9 protein-coding genes are annotated in these 17,750 nt (G+C 35.4%); all 9 read left to right on the top strand.

From position 1 onward, the window contains the following. Window positions 1-320 precede the first annotated feature (320 nt). The 9 genes from NCC77_RS15140 (at window position 321) to NCC77_RS15100 (ending at window position 17,684) form a co-directional block, all read left to right on the top strand. On the top strand, window positions 321-1,889 hold the full coding sequence (locus NCC77_RS15140) for an MGH1-like glycoside hydrolase domain-containing protein (protein ID WP_250836332.1): 1,569 nt from the start codon (window positions 321-323) through the stop codon (window positions 1,887-1,889). Window positions 1,890-2,060: 171 nt separating this feature from the next. Next, complete coding sequence (locus NCC77_RS15135) at window positions 2,061-4,811, top strand: glycoside hydrolase family 78 protein (protein ID WP_250836331.1); 2,751 nt, start codon at window positions 2,061-2,063, stop codon at window positions 4,809-4,811. A 143-nt stretch (window positions 4,812-4,954) separates the two neighbouring features. Then, on the top strand, window positions 4,955-6,100 hold the full coding sequence (locus tag NCC77_RS15130) for a sialidase family protein (RefSeq protein ID WP_250836330.1): 1,146 nt from the start codon (window positions 4,955-4,957) through the stop codon (window positions 6,098-6,100). Window positions 6,101-6,259: 159 nt separating this feature from the next. Continuing rightward, the gene (locus NCC77_RS15125) at window positions 6,260-7,144 is read left to right on the top strand and encodes a sugar phosphate isomerase/epimerase family protein (RefSeq protein ID WP_250836329.1); all 885 of its coding nucleotides are present in this window, start codon (window positions 6,260-6,262) and stop codon (window positions 7,142-7,144) included. Window positions 7,145-7,330: 186 nt separating this feature from the next. Next, a complete protein-coding gene (locus tag NCC77_RS15120; protein ID WP_250836328.1) occupies window positions 7,331-10,060 on the top strand; it encodes an alpha-d-galacturonidase in 2,730 nt (909 codons plus the stop codon). Between the two features lie 103 nt (window positions 10,061-10,163). After that, window positions 10,164-13,691 carry a malectin domain-containing carbohydrate-binding protein gene (locus tag NCC77_RS15115; protein WP_250836327.1) on the top strand — a complete coding sequence of 1,176 codons (3,528 nt, stop codon included), beginning with the start codon at window positions 10,164-10,166 and terminating at the stop codon, window positions 13,689-13,691. Window positions 13,692-13,841: 150 nt separating this feature from the next. Further along, window positions 13,842-16,259, top strand: coding sequence for a glycoside hydrolase family 2 TIM barrel-domain containing protein (locus NCC77_RS15110; protein WP_250836326.1), 2,418 nt, complete (start codon window positions 13,842-13,844; stop codon window positions 16,257-16,259). A 171-nt stretch (window positions 16,260-16,430) separates the two neighbouring features. Further along, window positions 16,431-16,988: a YdeI/OmpD-associated family protein gene (locus tag NCC77_RS15105; RefSeq protein ID WP_250836325.1), complete on the top strand. Its 558-nt coding sequence runs from the start codon at window positions 16,431-16,433 to the stop codon at window positions 16,986-16,988. A gap of 48 nt (window positions 16,989-17,036) precedes the next feature. Then, window positions 17,037-17,684, top strand: a complete 648-nt coding sequence (locus NCC77_RS15100; protein WP_250836324.1) for a Pr6Pr family membrane protein — start codon at window positions 17,037-17,039, stop codon at window positions 17,682-17,684. Window positions 17,685-17,750: the final 66 nt, after the last annotated feature.

The following is a 17,750-nucleotide window of genomic DNA, read 5'->3' as shown; positions in this document are numbered from 1 at the left end:
GTTTACGTACAGTTTGTCATTTCGAGGAACGAGAAATCACACACGAAACTCGACAAAGAAAAGCTTAATTATTTGGAAAATCTAGTGTGATTTCTCCTTACGTCGAAATGACAAAAATGCGGAAAATTGAATAATCAAAAAGACCTACAAGGTTTTGGAAACCTTGCAGGGGTGAGAAAACGTAAAGATCTCTTGCGTGAGTGATGGAAGTGGAGCTCTTTTTTGTGAGGCTTTTTCAGCCGAATAAAAAAAAGCGGGAACGGACAGCACGACCCGGAGGGACACGCCCAAAGAATTAGTTTTAAAATAATAATTAGAATATGTTACAACATTTCAAACATAACATAATAGCACTTTCAATACTAATCGCTTGTATAAACAGCGGTTGCAAATCGACTGCAGACTATTCTCAAAAAGGAAAATCGGTTATTTTAAAAGCAGAAAACTTCAAACATTATGTGGATTATTTCAACACGATGGAAGATGAAAACTTAAAATTTGCTATTCCGAATGACAGTGCTTGGACTTGGATGGAAAAGAATATTCCGTTGTTTGAATGTCCACAGCAGAATTTTGAGGAAATATATTATTTCAGATGGTGGAGCGTTAGAAAACATATCAAAAATACACCACAAGGATTTGCGATTACAGAGTTTTTGGTAGATCGTTCGTATGCCGATAAATACAATATGATCAGTTGTGCTTTGGGACATCATATCAACGAATTCAGATGGGTTCACGATCCTAAATATATTGAGCAGGATGTGAAACTTTGGTATCGAGGTAATGATGGAAAACCGATGAATAAATTGTATAAATTCAGCAGTTGGACAGCTGATGCTTTGTACAATCGTTATTTAGTAAATAAGGATGAAAAATTCCTATTGGATTTATACCCAGATATGGTTACGGATTATGCAGTTTGGGAAAAAGACCGTCAGCGTAAAGATGGTTTGTTTTGGCAGCACGATGTAAAAGATGGAATGGAAGAATCCTTAAGCGGAGGAAGAAAAGTGCAAAATGCAAGACCAACAATTAACAGTTATATGTACGGGAATGCTATAGCAATTTCTAAAATGGCTGAATTGAAAGGTGATAAGGAAACAGAAAACAAATTCAAAGCTAAAGCTGACATTTTACAACAATTAGTAGAAACGAAATTGTGGAATAAGAAAAGTGAGTTCTTTGAAACTTTCACAGAAAAAGATACATTAGCGCAAGTTAGAGAAGCGATCGGATTTATTCCGTGGTATTTTAACCTTCCTGAAAAAGGAAAAGGTTTTGAAAAAGCTTGGGAGCAAATTAAGGATGAAAAAGGATTTTCGGCTCCGTTTGGTTTGACAACGGCAGAAAGAAGAAGTCCGCGTTTTAGAACGCACGGAACAGGAACCTGCGAATGGGACGGCGCTATTTGGCCATTTGCAAGTTCGCAGACGTTAACGGCTTTGGCGAATGTTTTGAATAATTATAATCAGAATTTTGTAGCCAAACCTGATTATTTCAAGCAAATGGAATTATATGTTCAATCGCAATATTACAGAGGGAAACCTTATCTTGGTGAATATTTAGACGAGACAACAGGTTATTGGTTAATGGGCGACAGAGAAAGAAGCCGTTATTACAATCATTCGACTTTTAATGATTTAGTAATTACAGGATTAGTTGGTTTACGTCCGAGAGCAGATGAAAAGATTGAAGTAAATCCTTTGATTCCACAAGAAAAATGGGATTGGTTTTGTTTAGACAATGTTTTATATCACGGAAATATTATCACCATTCTTTGGGATAAAACTGGAGAAAAATATAAAAAAGGTAAAGGTTTTAGAATCTTTAAAAACGGAAAAGAAATTGCGGTTTCTGATAAATTGGAGCGAGTGATTTCGGAGTAAAGTTTGATTGCTTCAGAGAAGCATAATATTTATAGCAAAATACACACCCAAATGATTAAAGCTCCAGCGGAGCGATACCTATAGAAAATTATGTCGCCCCGCTGGGGCTTATGGAACTAATTATTATAAAATCTATAAATATATCGTCCCTCTGGGACTGAAAATAATATCATGAAAAAGTTTTTTTTACATTTTACTTTAATCATTTCACTTTTTACCATTTCGGCGAAAGCCCAAAACAAAATCATTGTAAGTGACTTAAAATGCGAAATGCTGACCAATCCTGAAGGAATTGACGTTTTACAGCCAAGATTGAGCTGGAAAATAAAAGCAGAAATAAATGATGTAAAACAAACTCATTATCAAATTTTAGCTTCTTCATCTTTAGAAAAATTAAATGCAGGAAACGCAGATTTATGGGATAGCGGAAAAGTGCAAAGTGATGAATCTGTAAATGTAATTTACAACGGAAAAAAGCTAAGAGACAGACAAGATGTTTATTGGAAAGTAATAGTTTTTACTAATAAAGGAGAAATTCAATCAAAAGAAACAGCACATTTCAGCATCGGAATTTTAACTTATGCCGACTGGAAATCGACTCGTTGGATTGGTTATGAGAAAACTTCTCCAGGAGATAGTATTTCGCAATATTCTCGATTATCAGCTAGATATTTGAGAAAAGAAATTGACTTGAAAAAGAAGGTCAAAAATGCCAAAGTTTATATCATGGGAATGGGCTTGTACGAGTTATATATTAACGGAAATAAAATTGGCGATCAGGTTTTAGCTCCCGTTCCTACAGATTATACGAAGAATGTAAAATACAATGTTTTTGATGTGACTTCACAATTGAAAGAAGGTAAAAATGCATTGGGAACGATTTTAGGAAACGGACGTTTTTTTACCATGCGTCAGGATTATAAACCTTATAAAATCAAGACTTTTGGTTACCCGAAAATGGCTTTGCAGTTGTTTGTAGAATATACTGATGGAAGCAAAGACGTTATTCGCACAGATGACACTTGGAAAATTACAACTGACGGACCAATTTTATCTAACAACGAATACGACGGTGAGGAATACGATGCACGTAAAGAAATGAAGGGCTGGAATGCCATTAATTTTAATGATAAAAAATGGCTTTCGGCAGAATATGTTCAGGAACCAGGCGGATTCTACGAAGGACAGATGTCTGCGAATATGAAGATTAAACGCGAAGTAAAGCCAATTTCAATCAAACAAACACCAAAAGGAACTTATATCTTAGATATGGGGCAAAATATGGTGGGCTGGTTACAATTGAAAGTGAAAGGAAATTCGGGCGATAAAATCACGATGAAATTTGCTGAATCTTTACAGCCAGATGGTTCATTATACATTGCCAATCTTCGTGATGCCAAAACGACTGATATTTATACTTTAAAAGGAGAAGGCGAAGAAGTTTGGGAACCTCGTTTTATTTTTCACGGTTTCAGATTTGTAGAAATTTCAGGTTTCAAAACCAAACCGACTTTAGAAAATTTCGTTGGAAAAGTCGTTTACGATGACATTGCTACAACGGGAACTTTTGATTCTTCTAACCCAATTATGAATCAGATTTTTAAGAATGCATGGTGGGGAATCAGCGGAAATTACAAAGGAATGCCAATTGATTGTCCGCAGAGAAATGAGCGTCAGCCTTGGTTGGGAGACAGAACTACTGGAGCTTACGGAGAAAGTTTCTTATTCGATAATCAGACTTTATACGCAAAATGGTTAGATGATATTAGAAATGCTCAAACTATTGATGGCGGAATTCCGGATGTGGCACCAGCTTTCTGGCGTTATTATGGCGATAATGTAACATGGCCGGGAACGTATATAACGGTTACGGATATGTTGTATCAGCAGTTTGGAGACAAAAAAGTAGTAGAAAAACAATATCCGTCAATGAAAAAATGGATGGATTATATGGAGGAAAACTATTTGGTTGATGATATCATGACCAAAGATAAATATGGTGATTGGTGTGTTCCGCCAGAGTCTTTGGAATTAATTCGTTCGAAAGATCCTTCTCGTTTAACAGACGGTGAATTGATTTCGAGTGCGTTTTATTATCAACTTTTAAATATCATGAAGAAATTTGCTGTAATCGCGAATGCTGAAAATGATATTAAACATTATGACGAATTAGCTTCAAGAATCAAAAAGGCATTTAATGCTAAATATTTTAATGCAGCCAAAAACAATTACGCCAATAATACCGTAACAGCCAATTTACTGCCTTTGACTTTCGGAATGGTTCCAAAAGAATTAGAGCAAAAAGTTTTCGAAAATTTAGTGCATGAAGTAGAAGTGACAAAAAACGGTCATGTAAGTACAGGCGTTATCGGAACACAGTTTTTAATGCGAACGCTGACTAATTTCGGTCGTGGCGATTTGGCATTCAAATTAGCTTCAAACAAAACGTATCCAAGCTGGGGTTATATGGTTGAAAACGGTGCGACAACCATTTGGGAACTTTGGAACGGAAACACTGCAGATCCAGCAATGAATTCACAAAATCATGTCATGCTTTTAGGTGATTTATTGATTTGGTATTACGAAAATATGGCAGGAATCAAGAGCAATCCTGAAACTCCGGGTTTCAAACAAATTATCATGAAACCTGATTTTAATGCTGGATTAACCTATGTAAATGCTTCATACGAATCAATTTACGGAACAATTAAAAGCGATTGGAAAAAAGATAAAAAAGCTCTGGTTTGGAATATTACTGTTCCAGCAAATACTTCGGCAGTAGTTTACCTTCCATCAAGCGATATTGCTGGTATTTCAATCAACAAACAAAAGCTGGATAAGACTTCTTACACTTATTCTGTAGAAAAAAATCAAATAATTGTCACACTTTCGTCAGGAAATTTTGCGATAAACGTTAAATAATCTACATTTTTAATAATTCGGGACAGTACAGGATACATTGTTAATTTTTTGGTGTTATTTTTACACTTATTAAATATTTTTACCTAAAAAAATGTTAGGTATGTATTTAAAGTCAAAAAAAATAATTCATAATTTAATTAATAATGAAGATAACAAAATTAGCATTTGTCTTGTTTGGACTTTTCCTTTTAGGAAGTTGTAAATCGGCTTTAGAGAAAAAGACTTGGAAAGAAGGGATTTTAGTAGATCAATTTGTTTACGATAAAGCGCCTTATCCGTCTTGCCATGCGATTACAATCGTCGAAGCTACAAATGGTGATTTAGTGGCCTCATGGTTTGGAGGAACTCACGAAAGAAATTCTGATGTTTGTATTTACGTTGCGATTAAACCAAAAGGAAGCGATACTTGGAATGAAGGCGTTAAAGTAGCTGATGGTGTGATGAAAGAAGGGCCGAGATTACCAACTTGGAATCCGGTTTTATATCAAATTCCAGGAGGAGATTTAATGTTATTTTACAAAATCGGACCAAAACCATCAGAATGGTGGGGCGTAATCAGAACTTCATCTGATGGAGGAAAAACTTGGTCTGAAGCACAAAAAATGCCAGACGGTTTCTTAGGGCCAATCAAAAATAAACCAGTTTTATTAAGCAACGGAACTTTATTATGTCCGTCAAGTATAGAAGGCGATGGCTGGAGACTTCGTATGGAATCTACTCCAGATTTCGGAAAAACTTGGGTAATGGGCGATACGCTTCCAAGAGGAAAACAAAAAATCAATGCGATTCAGCCAAGTATTTTATTCCATAAAGACGGAAGTATTCAAGCCATTGGAAGAACTAGAAACAGAGCTGTTTTCAGCACATTCTCAAAAGATAACGGAAAAACTTGGTCGGATGTTGAGTTAATTGGACTTCCAAATAATAACTCAGGAACTGATGCCGTAACACTTAAAGACGGCAGACATTTGTTAGTTTACAATCACGTTTTGCCTCCAGGAAAAGAAGCAAAAGGGCCAAGAACGCCTTTGAATGTTTCGGTTTCTAAAGACGGAATTCACTGGAACGCTGCTTTGGTTTTAGAAGATTCAAAAATCAGCCAGTATTCTTATCCATCGATGATTCAAAGTTCAGACGGAATGGTCCACATCGTTTATACTTGGAGAAGAGAAAAACTGAAATACGTAAAAGTAGATCCAAGTAAATTGGTTGCACTCCCAATCAAAAACGGAATCTGGCCAGGCGACGAAGGAAAAGTCGTAACAGCAGTAAAAGCTGAAGAAGAGTAAAATAAATTGAACCATTAAGAGATTAAGAAAGTTAAGTTGCTGAGCTTAATTTATGTTTTTAAAAAGAGCATTAAGCTTAATTTTCTTCATCTTCTAATGATAATAATAAAAGTATTGAAGCTTAATTCCCTTAATGCCTTAATGGTAAAACCAATTAACATGAAGCTAAATAAAAACTTAATTGTTGTATTGTTTGTTGCTTTATCAACGACATTTAATAGCTGTGCAACAGCTCAGTCTTCAAACAAAAAGCAAAAATATAAAGTGGCAGTTTGCGACTGGATGATTTTAAAAAGACAAAAATTAGGTGCTTTTGGTTTAGCTGCAGAAATAAAAGCAGACGGAATCGAACTTGATATGGGAGGTTTAGGAAACAGACCAACATTTGACAGTAAATTAGGCGACCCAGTTGAAAGACAAAAATTCTTAGATAAATCGAAAGAAACTGGCGTTGGAATCAGTTCAATTGCAATGTCTGGATTTTATGCACAGTCTTTTGCCACAAGAGAAATCACACCAATGATTGCGGATTGTATCAAAGCGATGAAAGACATGAAAGTAAAAGTGGCTTATCTTCCGTTAGGAACACAAACCGATTTAGTTAAAAATCCTGAATTACGTACAGAAGTGATTAAAAGACTGCAATGGGCAGGAAAAGAAGTAGGTAAAATTGGTGGCGTTATCGCCATTGAAACTTCTTTGAGTGCTACAGAAGAGAAAAAGCTTTTAGAAGAAGTGGATTCAAAATATATAAAAAGCTCTTTCAATTTTGCGAATGCTTTAGATAATAAAAGAGATATTTCATCAGAATTAAAAATCTTAGGTAAGAAATATGTAGCACAAATTCACGCTTCAAACACTGATCAGTTTTGGTTAGAAAATGACAAAGCGATCGACATGCCAAAAATCAAACAAACTTTGGATGAAATGAAATGGAGCGGATGGCTAATTGTAGAGCGTTCTCGTGACGTAACGCAAGTGCATAATGTAAAAGCGAATTACGGCGCAAACGTGGCTTATTTAAAACGAATTTTCCAGAATTAATTTATAGCCACAGATTAAAAGGATTAGAATGATTTTTTTAATCTGTGGAAATCTTTTAATCTGTGGCAAAAGAATCAAAATGAAATCTGCTTAAATCTGCCTAATCTGCGTGAAATTTTTTGCACGCAGATTTATATAGATAAAAGCAGATTAATTTTAAAATAGAATACCCAAAAACAGCATACTATGAAATATTTACAATTACTTTTTTTATGTCTTTACGTCTCTTTCGCGACAGCGCAAAACATCACTGTTGTGAGTGACCCGAATTCGCCAAGAGCAAAATTTGGAGCAGCCAAATTATCAGAAACACTTGCATCAAAAGGTTTCAAAGTAACTGCAGCCGATAAATTCAAAAACTCAAAAGATAAAGTAATTGTTATTAGCGAAAGAGGAACCGATTTCTGGAAACAAAATGCTAAAAGCGCCAAAATCGACGATAGTAAATTGACTAAAAAAGAAGGCTTTCAAATTCGTTCGCAAAAAAATGTAATTTATATTGAAGGAACAGATGCAAGTGGAGCTTTGTATGGAGCTTTAGAATTAACAGATAAAATTAAAGCTTCAGGAAAACTTCCTTTAGAAATTAATATTGACGATAGCCCGGAAATGGTTTTGAGAGGAGCTTGCATCGGAATGCAGAAACCCGTTTATCTTCCAGGACGTGATGTTTACGAATATCCGTATACACCAGAAACTTTTCCGTGGTTTTATGATAAATCTTTATGGGTGAAGTATTTGGATATGCTGGTAGAAAACCGCATGAATTCGCTTTATTTATGGAACGGACATCCTTTTGCATCTTTAGTAAAATTAAAAGATTATCCGTTTGCGGTTGAAGTAAGCGACGAAGATTTCAAAAAGAATGAAGAAATCTATAAATTCTTAACCGTTGAAGCCAACAAAAGAGGAATCTGGGTCATTCAGATGTTTTATAATATTATTGTTTCTAAGCCTTTTGCAGAGCATTATAACATTAAAACGCAAGATCGTTCGCGCCCAATCACGCCTTTATTGTCTGATTATACTCGAAAATCAATTGCCGCTTTTATCGAAAAATATCCTAACGTTGGATTAATGGTTTGTTTGGGAGAAGCCATCAATACAGTTGATGATGACGTAGAATGGTTTACCAAAACGATTATTCCAGGTGTTCGCGATGGTTTACAGGCATTAGGAAAAACAGAAGAACCGCCAATTATCCTTCGTTCTCACGATACAGACGGACCTTTGGTTATGGAAAAATCGCTTCCGTTATACAAAAACCTTTACACAGAAAGTAAATACACGGGAGAATCTTTAACGACTTACACGCCGGGCGGACCTTGGGGAGAAACACACAAACAATTGAGTGCTCTTAAATCGATTCATATTGAGAACGTTCATATTTTGGCTAACTTAGAACCTTTCAGATACGGTTCACCAGATTTTATTCAGAAAACGGTAAAAGCGATGCACAGCGTTCACGGGGCAAATGCATTGCATTTATATCCGCAAGCTTCGTATTGGGATTGGCCGTATTCAGCAGATAAAACGAAATCAGGCGAACGTTTATTAGAAATGGATCGTGACTGGATTTGGTACAAAGCTTGGGCAAGATATGCTTGGGACAGCAAAAGAGATAGAAATGAAGAAGTTAAATATTGGGATAATGATTTAGCAGCGAAATTCGGAACGAGTCAGGAAGCGGCTAACAACATTTTAAAAGCTTATGAAGAAACAGGAGAAATTGCTCCAAAAACATTAAGACGTTTTGGAATTACCGAAGGAAACCGCCAAACTTTATTGTTAGGAATGTTCGAAAGTCAGTTGGTGAATCCGTCGAAATGGAGAGTTTATCCAGGATTCCACGAATCTTGTGGGCCAGCAGGCGAATTGCTTTTAGAATATGCTAAAAAAGAGTGGAACAAAGAACCGCATTCTGGTGAACTTCCAACACAGATTATTGCTGAAATTACAGAACACGGAAGATTGGCCGTTGAAGCCATCGACAAAGCCGAAGCTAGTGTAACCAAAGACAAAGAAGAATTTGAGCGTCTTAAGAATGATATGCATGCTTATAAGGCTTTCGCCGATTTCTTCTCAGAAAAAGTAAAAGCAGCATTATTGGTTTTAAGATACAGTTATTCAAATGATATTACCGATTTAGACAAGGCAATGCCTCATTTAGAGAAAAGCATCGAGCATTACGAATTATTGGTAAACTTGACAAAAGATACATACTATTATGCCAACAGTATGCAGACAGCTCAACGCCGAATTCCAATTGGAGGAGACGATGGAAACAACAAAACTTGGGCTGAATTATTGCCACATTATGAGCGCGAGTTGGCTAATTTCAAAAGAAATCTAGAGAAGTTAAAAGCCTCAAAAGACGGTAAGATCGAAACCAAAGAAGGGAAACCCTGGAAAACGGCAGAAGTAACTTTTATTGATGAAAAGCCGGGAACCTATTTAGTGAAAACCGGAACAAAAGTGTACGGAACAGACATTTCTGAATTAACTAAAATTGCTCCTGAACTTCAAAACCTAAGAGGATTCTCATTTGTAGAAAACGATCAAAACGAAAAAGGAACGCATTTGAAGTTTAAAAACACAAAAGCGGTTAAATTAGTGGTGGGTTATTTCAATTCAGATCAAAAGAGATTTTTATTACCGCCAAGTTTAGAAACCGACGCAGCAGGAAATGCGCACGGTCAAGCGGAAGTGATTCTGGCAAGTGCGATGAATTTAAAAGATTTACCGCGTGTAAACATTCATACATACACTTTCCAACCGGGCGAGAATAAATTAGATTTAGGAAAAGGAAAAGTATTGATTTTAGGTTTCATCGACGCAGATCAAACCATAACACCACGCGATGTTGGATATATCGATGCAGGAGAAAAAGCCGCTATTGACTGGTTGTTTTATTAGCCTATGCGTTCCTGCAAGGTTTTCAAAACCTTGTAGGTATTGTAAATGGACGTTAAAAATAAAAACCTACAAGGTTTTGAAAACCTTGCAGGACATAGAAAATATGAATAGAATAGTTTTTTTTATTTTTTGTTTTTTCTCAAGTTTTTGCTCTGTTTGGAGTCAGAGCAAAGATTCAGGGAAGTTTCGTAAAGAAATTTCACTGAATTCGTCTTGGGAAACCGTAATACTGGATAATCTTCCGCTGAAAGAGGAAGATTTTGTAGAAAATCCAAAAACTGATTCCAATTGGCAAAAGGTTAGTGTGCCTCACAATTGGGATCAGTATTATGGTTTTAGAAGAACAAAACATGGAAATTTACACGGTACTGCATGGTACAAAAAATCGCTAAAACTTGATAAAAAAGAGAGTTCAAAACAGCATTTCCTTTATTTCGAAGGTGTAAGTTCTTATGCAACAGTTTGGGTAAACGGTAAAAAAGTGGGCGAACACAAAGGTGGAAGAACCACTTTTACTTTAGACATTACAAAAGCTGTTTCTTTCGACAAAGAAAATATCATTTTAGTAAAAGCAGCACATCCTTCTTTTATTGCCGATTTGCCTTGGGTTTGCGGGGGCTGTTCTGGAGAGTGGGGATTTTCAGAAGGTTCTCAGCCAATGGGAATTTTCAGACCAGTTTCTTTGGTAATTACAAACGATTTGAGAATTCAGCCTTTCGGAGTTCACATTTGGAATGATAAATCGGTTTCCAAACAAAAAGCGATTCTTCATACTACAACGGAAATCAAGAACTACGGCACTTCACAACGAAATTTAACGATTGAAAATATTCTTCTGGATGCTTCGGGGAAGAAAGTTGTTATCATAAAAAGTGACAACAAAATCAATTCGGAAGAAACAAAGGAAATAGCACAGACACTTCCTGAGATTCAAAATCCGAAATTATGGTCGCCATCCAATCCGTATTTGTATAAATTGGTGACTTCAATTTACGAAAACGGAAAAATAATAGATCAGTTAGCAACACCTTATGGAATTCGTTGGGTAAGTTGGCCGGTTAGTCGTGACGGAAAGGACAATCGTTTTTTTATTAATGATGAACCAGTTTTTATCAATGGAGTTTGCGAATACGAACATTTGATTGGAAAAAGTCATTCGTTTTCAGACGAGATGATTCATTCCAGAATCGAACAAATCAAAGCAGGCGGATTTAATGCTTTTAGAGAAGCACATCAGCCTCATAATTTATTATATCAAAAAGAATTAGACGAAAACGGAATCCTGTTTTGGAGTCAGTTTTCAGCACATATTTGGTACGATACGCCAGAATTCAAAGAAAACTTTAAAACCTTATTACGAGAATGGATTAAAGAACGCAGAAACAGCCCATCGGTTGTCATGTGGGGATTGCAGAATGAAAGTACCATTCCGAAAGAATTTGCCGAAGAATGCACGCAGATTATCCGACAAATGGATCCGTTATCTGCTTCTCAAAGAATCGTAACAACTTGTAACGGTGGAGAAGGAACAGATTGGAATGTCGTTCAAAACTGGTCAGGAACTTATGGTGGAGATCCGTTGAAGTATCATTTAGAAATGACGACTCAGCTTTTAAACGGAGAATATGGCGCATGGCGTTCAGCCGATTTGCATACAGAAGGCGAGTTTGACCAAAAGGGAACTTTGAGCGAAAACCGTTTTTCTCAATTAATGGAAATTAAAGTTAGAGAAGCCGAATCGGTAAAAGATAAAATTGCGGGACAATTCAACTGGCTTTTTGCTTCGCACGAAAATCCGGGACGCGTACAAAATGGAGAAGGATTTAGAGATATTGACAAAGTTGGGCCAGTCAATTATAAAGGACTTTTTACGATTTGGGGCGAACCTCTGGATGCTTTTTATATGTACCGAGCCAATTATGTTTCGAACAAAACCAATCCAATGGTGTATATCGTTTCGCATACTTGGCCAAGTCGTTGGGAAAAACCTGGAATCAAAAACGGAATTGATATTTACTCAAATTGCGATCAAGTAGAATTGTTCAACGATGTGAATAAATCTTCTTTAGGAAAACTAAAAAATCCAGGGATTGGACAACATTTTCAATTTAATAATGTCAATATTCAGTACAATGTTTTGTATGCCGTTGGATATGTAAACGGAAAAGCAGTTGCCAAAGATTATATTGTTTTAAATAATTTTCCAAAAGCACCAAATTTTGAGACTTTAACAACCAATAAAGCAGATATTACAAAAGCCAAAAGTGGTTATAATTATATTTACAGAGTCAATTGCGGAGGTTCTGAATTGACAGATTCTGCTGGAAATACTTGGTTAACGGATACTCATAAAAATGGACAGAATACTTGGGGTTCTTTATCATGGACAGATAATTTTGAAAAACTTCCTGACTTTTTTGCGAGTCAAAGAACCACTTTCGACCCGATAAATGGAACAAAAGATTCGGCATTATTTCAAAGTTTTAGATATGGAGTTGATAAATTGCGTTATGAATTTCCTGCACCAGACGGAGAATATTTAATAGAATTATATTTCACAGAACCTTGGTACGGAACTGGCGGAGGGTTAGACTGCAAAGGATGGCGTTTGTTTGATGTTGCCATTAATGACAATGTAGTTTTAAAAGATTTTGACATTTGGGCAGAAGCAGGACATGATAACGCTTTGAAGAAAACATTCAAAGTAAAAAGCACAAACGGAAAAATAGTTATTTCGTTCCCAAATGTAAAAGCTTCGCAGGCGATTATTTCAGCAATTGCAATTGCGACAAAAGACATTCACGCAAGACCAGCAGAAGAATCTTCAAAAAACATTCAAAATCTAGTTTTAGATTTTTATGCTAAAACCAACAAAATAGCTTCATGGTTGGATATTAATTCAAAACAATATTCAGATTCTGATGTTATTTTTACCGAATTGCCTTCTGAGGTTTTTGGAGCGGATTATTTGCAGTTTTCATCTCATTCTAAAAATAAAGGTTCGTTTACTGCTAAAGAAGATTCAGAATTATATTTTTTTGCAGATAATAAAAAATTGAATTTAGAGCGATTTTCAGATTATAAAAAGTTAGAAGAAAAAGCTAAAAATAGCAGTCAAAACGAATTTGTAGTTTTCACTAAAAAAGTGAAGAAAGGTGAGAAAGTTATTTTTGATAATTCTGAAACCATTTCTACAATCGCAGTCTTTCCAACTTATGATATGGGCGAAAAAGACGATTCAAGACCTGTTGTAATTATTGAAGCCGAAAAAGCAAAAACAACAGGAACTGGAATCGAAAAAGGAAATTTCAAAAAAGCGGATTATATTGAATTCACTAAAAAGACCAATAACAGTATCGAATTTGAAGTAAAACCTGGTGTTGCCGGAATTTATTTAATGCGTTTCCGTTTTATGAATAGAAATGAAACGCCATTAAAAGTCAAATTCAAAATGGAAGATGCCTACGGAATTTTAATGCGAAATGATACGATTGAGTTTTTTCCTTCGCCTGAAAAATGGAAGATTTTGAATACGACTTCTGGAGGATATATTAATGCAGGAACGTATAAAATAACGCTAGAAGGTGATGATTTGAAGGGATTAATGTTGGATAATTTTGAGTTTCAGTAAATGGTGGTTTGCCACGAAGGCGCAATGACACCAAGGTTTTATTGTAGAGACGCACCGCAGTGCGTCTACGCTCCAATTGTCCATACTGTGTGTTAGACGCACTGCGGTGCGTCTCTACAGAAAAATACGATTAGAATAAAAAACATATTTATGATAAAACATAAAAACATATTTCAAAAAATTACAATTGCCTTATTGTTTTCGGTATCCATTTTTGCGCAAAAGCAAGCCAGAATTGTCGAAGATTTTAATAGAAACTGGAACTTCAAATTAGGAGATTATCCAGAAGCAATTCAATCTAATTTCAATGTGTCAGAGTGGAGAACACTTCAACTGCCACACGATTGGAGTATTGAAGGTGCTTTTGATAAAGATAGCAAAACCAAACAAGCACAGGGATTTTTACCTGCAGGAAAAGGCTGGTATCGTAAAGTTTTTACAATTCCTACGAACTGGAAAAACAAAACCGTTTCAATTGAATTTGACGGTGTTTTTAAGAACAGTGAAGTTTTCATAAATGGAAAATCATTAGGAGTTCGTCCAAACGGATATATTTCTTTTGGTTATGACTTGACGCAATATTTAAACTTCGGAAAAGAGAATTTGATTGCCGTAAAAGTTGATAACGATGCACAACCCAATTCGAGATGGTATACGGGATCTGGAATTTATAGAAATGTACGTTTAGTTGCCAGCGAAAAATTGTATGTAGGAAAGTGGGGAACTTACGCTACGACTCCAGAAGTTTCCGCAGCAAAATCAAAAATACATTTAGAAGTTACCATTGATAATGATAATGCTTCTGCAAAAGAATTTAGACTTGTTACTTCGATTGTAAATGCAGAAAATAAAGAAGTGGCCAATTATACTTCAATAGAAAAAATTGGAGCTAAGACATCTGAAAAGAAAGTTCATGATTTGGTTTTAAATCAGCCGAAATTGTGGAGTACAGAGAATCCGTATTTGTATAAAGTTATTACAAAAGTTTATGAGAAATCAAAATTGGTTGACAATTACCAAACGCCTCTTGGATTTAGATTTTTCAATTTTGACTCAGAAAAAGGTTTCTCTTTAAATGGTGTTCCAACGAAAATCTACGGCGTTTGTCTGCATCACGATAACGGCGCTTTAGGTGCTGTTGAAAATATTCATGCTGTTAGAAGAAAATTGACTTTAATGAAAGAAATGGGCGCGAACGCTATCAGAATGTCTCATAATCCGCATTCGTTGGAAATGATGCAATTATGCGACGAAATGGGATTCATTGTTCAGGACGAAGCCTTTGATGTTTGGAAAAAGAAAAAAGTAACCAACGATTACCATAAAGATTGGGATGCTTGGCATAAACAGGATTTAGAAGATTTCATCAAAAGAGATCGTAATCATCCGTCGGTAATGATGTGGAGTATTGGTAACGAAATCAGAGAACAATTTGATTCAACTGGAATTGTAATTACCAGAGAATTAGCTAAGATTGTAAAATCATTAGATGCAACTCGTCCTGTAACTTCGGCTTTGACGGAAAATGTAATTGAGAAAAACTTCATTTACCAATCAGGAGCTTTAGATCTTTTAGGTTTCAATTACAAACACGAAGATTATAAAGATTTTCCAACTAAATTTAAAGGACAAAAGATATTAGCATCTGAAAGTGTTTCGGCTTTAGAAACGCGCGGGCATTATGATTTCCCTGACGGAATTAAAGCTTGGCCAACCAAACACGGTGCTCCGTTTGACGGAAATGCAGATTGGACCGTTTCGGCTTACGATCAGGTAAAATCGTATTGGGGAGCAACGCACGAAGAGAACTGGAAAACGATTAAAAAGCAGGATTTCATGGCGGGAACTTTTATCTGGACAGGATTCGATTATATCGGAGAACCAGATCCGTATCCATTTCCTGCAAGAAGTTCATATTTTGGAATCGTTGATTTAGCTGGACTTCCAAAAGATGTGTATTATATGTACCAAAGTGAATGGTCGAACAAAACTGTTCTGCACATTTTACCGCATTGGAACTGGAAAAAAGATCAGGAAGTAGAAGTTTGGGCCTATTATAATAATGCTGATGAAGTAGAATTATTCTTAAACGGAAAATCTCTAGGAAAAAAAGCAAAACAAAATGATGATCTGCATATTTCTTGGCGTGTAAAATTTGAACCTGGAACATTAAAAGCGATTTCAAGAAAGAACGGAAAAGTAGTTTTAGAAAAGGAAATCCGAACTGCAGGAGAAGCTTCTAAATTAGACTTGCAAGCTGATAAAACTTCAATGAAAAATGATACTTACGATTTGGTTTATGTAACCGTTTCTATGACTGATAAAGATGGAAATTTAGTGCCAAACGCCATGGATTTGATTAATTTTGAAGTTTCTGGCGGAGGAAAATTAGTTGGTGTTGATAATGGCTATCAAGCTAATTTGGATTCTTTTAAATCCAATTCTTGTAAACTGTTTAATGGAAAATGTATTGTGATTATTCAATCTAATGGGAAGAAAGAAAATATTCAGTTGAAAGCGACAACTGCTGGTTTACAAGCTTCAATAATTGAAGTCAAAGTAAATTAATCTCGCAAAGTCGCCAAATCGCAAAGTTTTTTGAACCATATAAGTTATGTAAGTGATTTTAAGTTTTGACTTAATTAAACTTATATAACTTATATGGTTTAGTTTTTTTAATAAACTTTGCGACTTAGCGCCTTTGCGAGATTCTTTATACATTTATAAAAAAAAACAAAAATGACACCAACATTTTTCGCAGATCAATTAGACTTTAGAAAATGGCTCGAGAAAAATCATCAGAAAGAAAAAGAACTTTTGGTTGGTTTTTATAAAGTTACAAGTAAAAAGTCTTCTATGAGTTGGTCAGAATCGGTTGATCAAGCACTTTGTTTTGGTTGGATTGATGGTGTTCGAAAATCTATTGATGCAGAAAGCTATACGATTCGTTTTACCCCGAGAAAAACTTCTAGCATCTGGAGTGCGATTAATATTCAGAAGATGGAAGATTTGACTAAAGCTGGACTTATGACAGATGCTGGTTTGAAAGCCTTTAGTTTTAGAACTGAAAATAAGTCTAAGATTTATTCGCATGAAAAAGAAGCAGTTCCGCTGTTAGAAGTTTACGAAAAACAGTTTAAAAACAATAAAATCGCTTGGGAATATTTTGAGAAGCAAGCGCCTTCTTATAAAAAGGTAATAATTCATTGGATTATGAGTGCTAAGCAGGAAAAAACACAACTGTCAAGGCTTGAAAAAACGATTGCTGAGAGTGAGAAACAGAAAAGAGTGCTGTAAATATTTCGAATAAAATCCTTATTTTAGTAATCTGACTTTTAGCGAAATATGGAAAGAGAAAATACCACAAAAATAAAAGGGGAGATTTTGCTGGGTATTATTTTTGCCTTAGAATTATACGCCTTGCCTGTACAGTTTTACTTGCTGTTAAAAAATCCTGAATTTACTTTTTTCAGCGCAGCAGTCCGCTTTTTTAGTTTCTTTACTATTACAACAAATACAATCGTTTTTCTTTGCAGTGCTTTGTTATTATTTGGAGGCAAAAGCAAGGCAAATGTTTTCTTTAGAAAGTGCACTACTCTTACGGCAATTACAGTTTATATATTGATTGTCGGAATTGTTTTTAATTTGCTCCTTCGCTCAACTCTCCATTTAGAAGGACATCATCTTATTGTGAGCGAAATTTTTCATACAGTCGTTCCCATTTTATTTTTCGTTTTCTGGCTGTTTTTTGTAAGTCCAGAGAAGATCTCTTTTAAAGTTATTTCATATTGGTTGATTTACCCTATCATTTATATTATTTACACTTTGTTTCACGGACTTGCAACCGAATTTTATCCGTACCCTTTTATAGATGCAACCCAATTAGGTTTTCAAACGGCAATTATAAACGGATTTTTTGTTTTATTGTCCTTTGTAATTTTATCTATTATTCTAATTTCTATTTTTAGAATCAAGACAAAAAGTTTGACCTAATTCTCAATAAGATATATTTACTAGAAATGTACTTTCGACCAAAACGCTTTAGAATCTGTTGTTGGT

The sequence above is a fragment of the Flavobacterium tyrosinilyticum genome (genome assembly GCF_023656565.1).
GTDB classification, from domain to species: domain Bacteria; phylum Bacteroidota; class Bacteroidia; order Flavobacteriales; family Flavobacteriaceae; genus Flavobacterium; species Flavobacterium tyrosinilyticum.
Note: the sequence above shows the minus strand (reverse complement) of the source record. Positions and strands in the feature narration are given on the sequence as shown.

Bases quoted from the DNA above. Each gene is read 5' to 3' on its own strand.
- NCC77_RS15140 (WP_250836332.1), top strand. From the start codon at position 321: ATGTTACAACATTTCAAACATAACATAATAGCACTTTCAATACTAATC.
- NCC77_RS15135 (WP_250836331.1), top strand. From the start codon at position 2,061: ATGAAAAAGTTTTTTTTACATTTTACTTTAATCATTTCACTTTTTACC.
- NCC77_RS15130 (WP_250836330.1), top strand. From the start codon at position 4,955: ATGAAGATAACAAAATTAGCATTTGTCTTGTTTGGACTTTTCCTTTTA.
- NCC77_RS15125 (WP_250836329.1), top strand. From the start codon at position 6,260: ATGAAGCTAAATAAAAACTTAATTGTTGTATTGTTTGTTGCTTTATCA.
- NCC77_RS15120 (WP_250836328.1), top strand. From the start codon at position 7,331: ATGAAATATTTACAATTACTTTTTTTATGTCTTTACGTCTCTTTCGCG.
- NCC77_RS15115 (WP_250836327.1), top strand. From the start codon at position 10,164: ATGAATAGAATAGTTTTTTTTATTTTTTGTTTTTTCTCAAGTTTTTGC.
- NCC77_RS15110 (WP_250836326.1), top strand. From the start codon at position 13,842: ATGATAAAACATAAAAACATATTTCAAAAAATTACAATTGCCTTATTG.
- NCC77_RS15105 (WP_250836325.1), top strand. From the start codon at position 16,431: ATGACACCAACATTTTTCGCAGATCAATTAGACTTTAGAAAATGGCTC.
- NCC77_RS15100 (WP_250836324.1), top strand. From the start codon at position 17,037: ATGGAAAGAGAAAATACCACAAAAATAAAAGGGGAGATTTTGCTGGGT.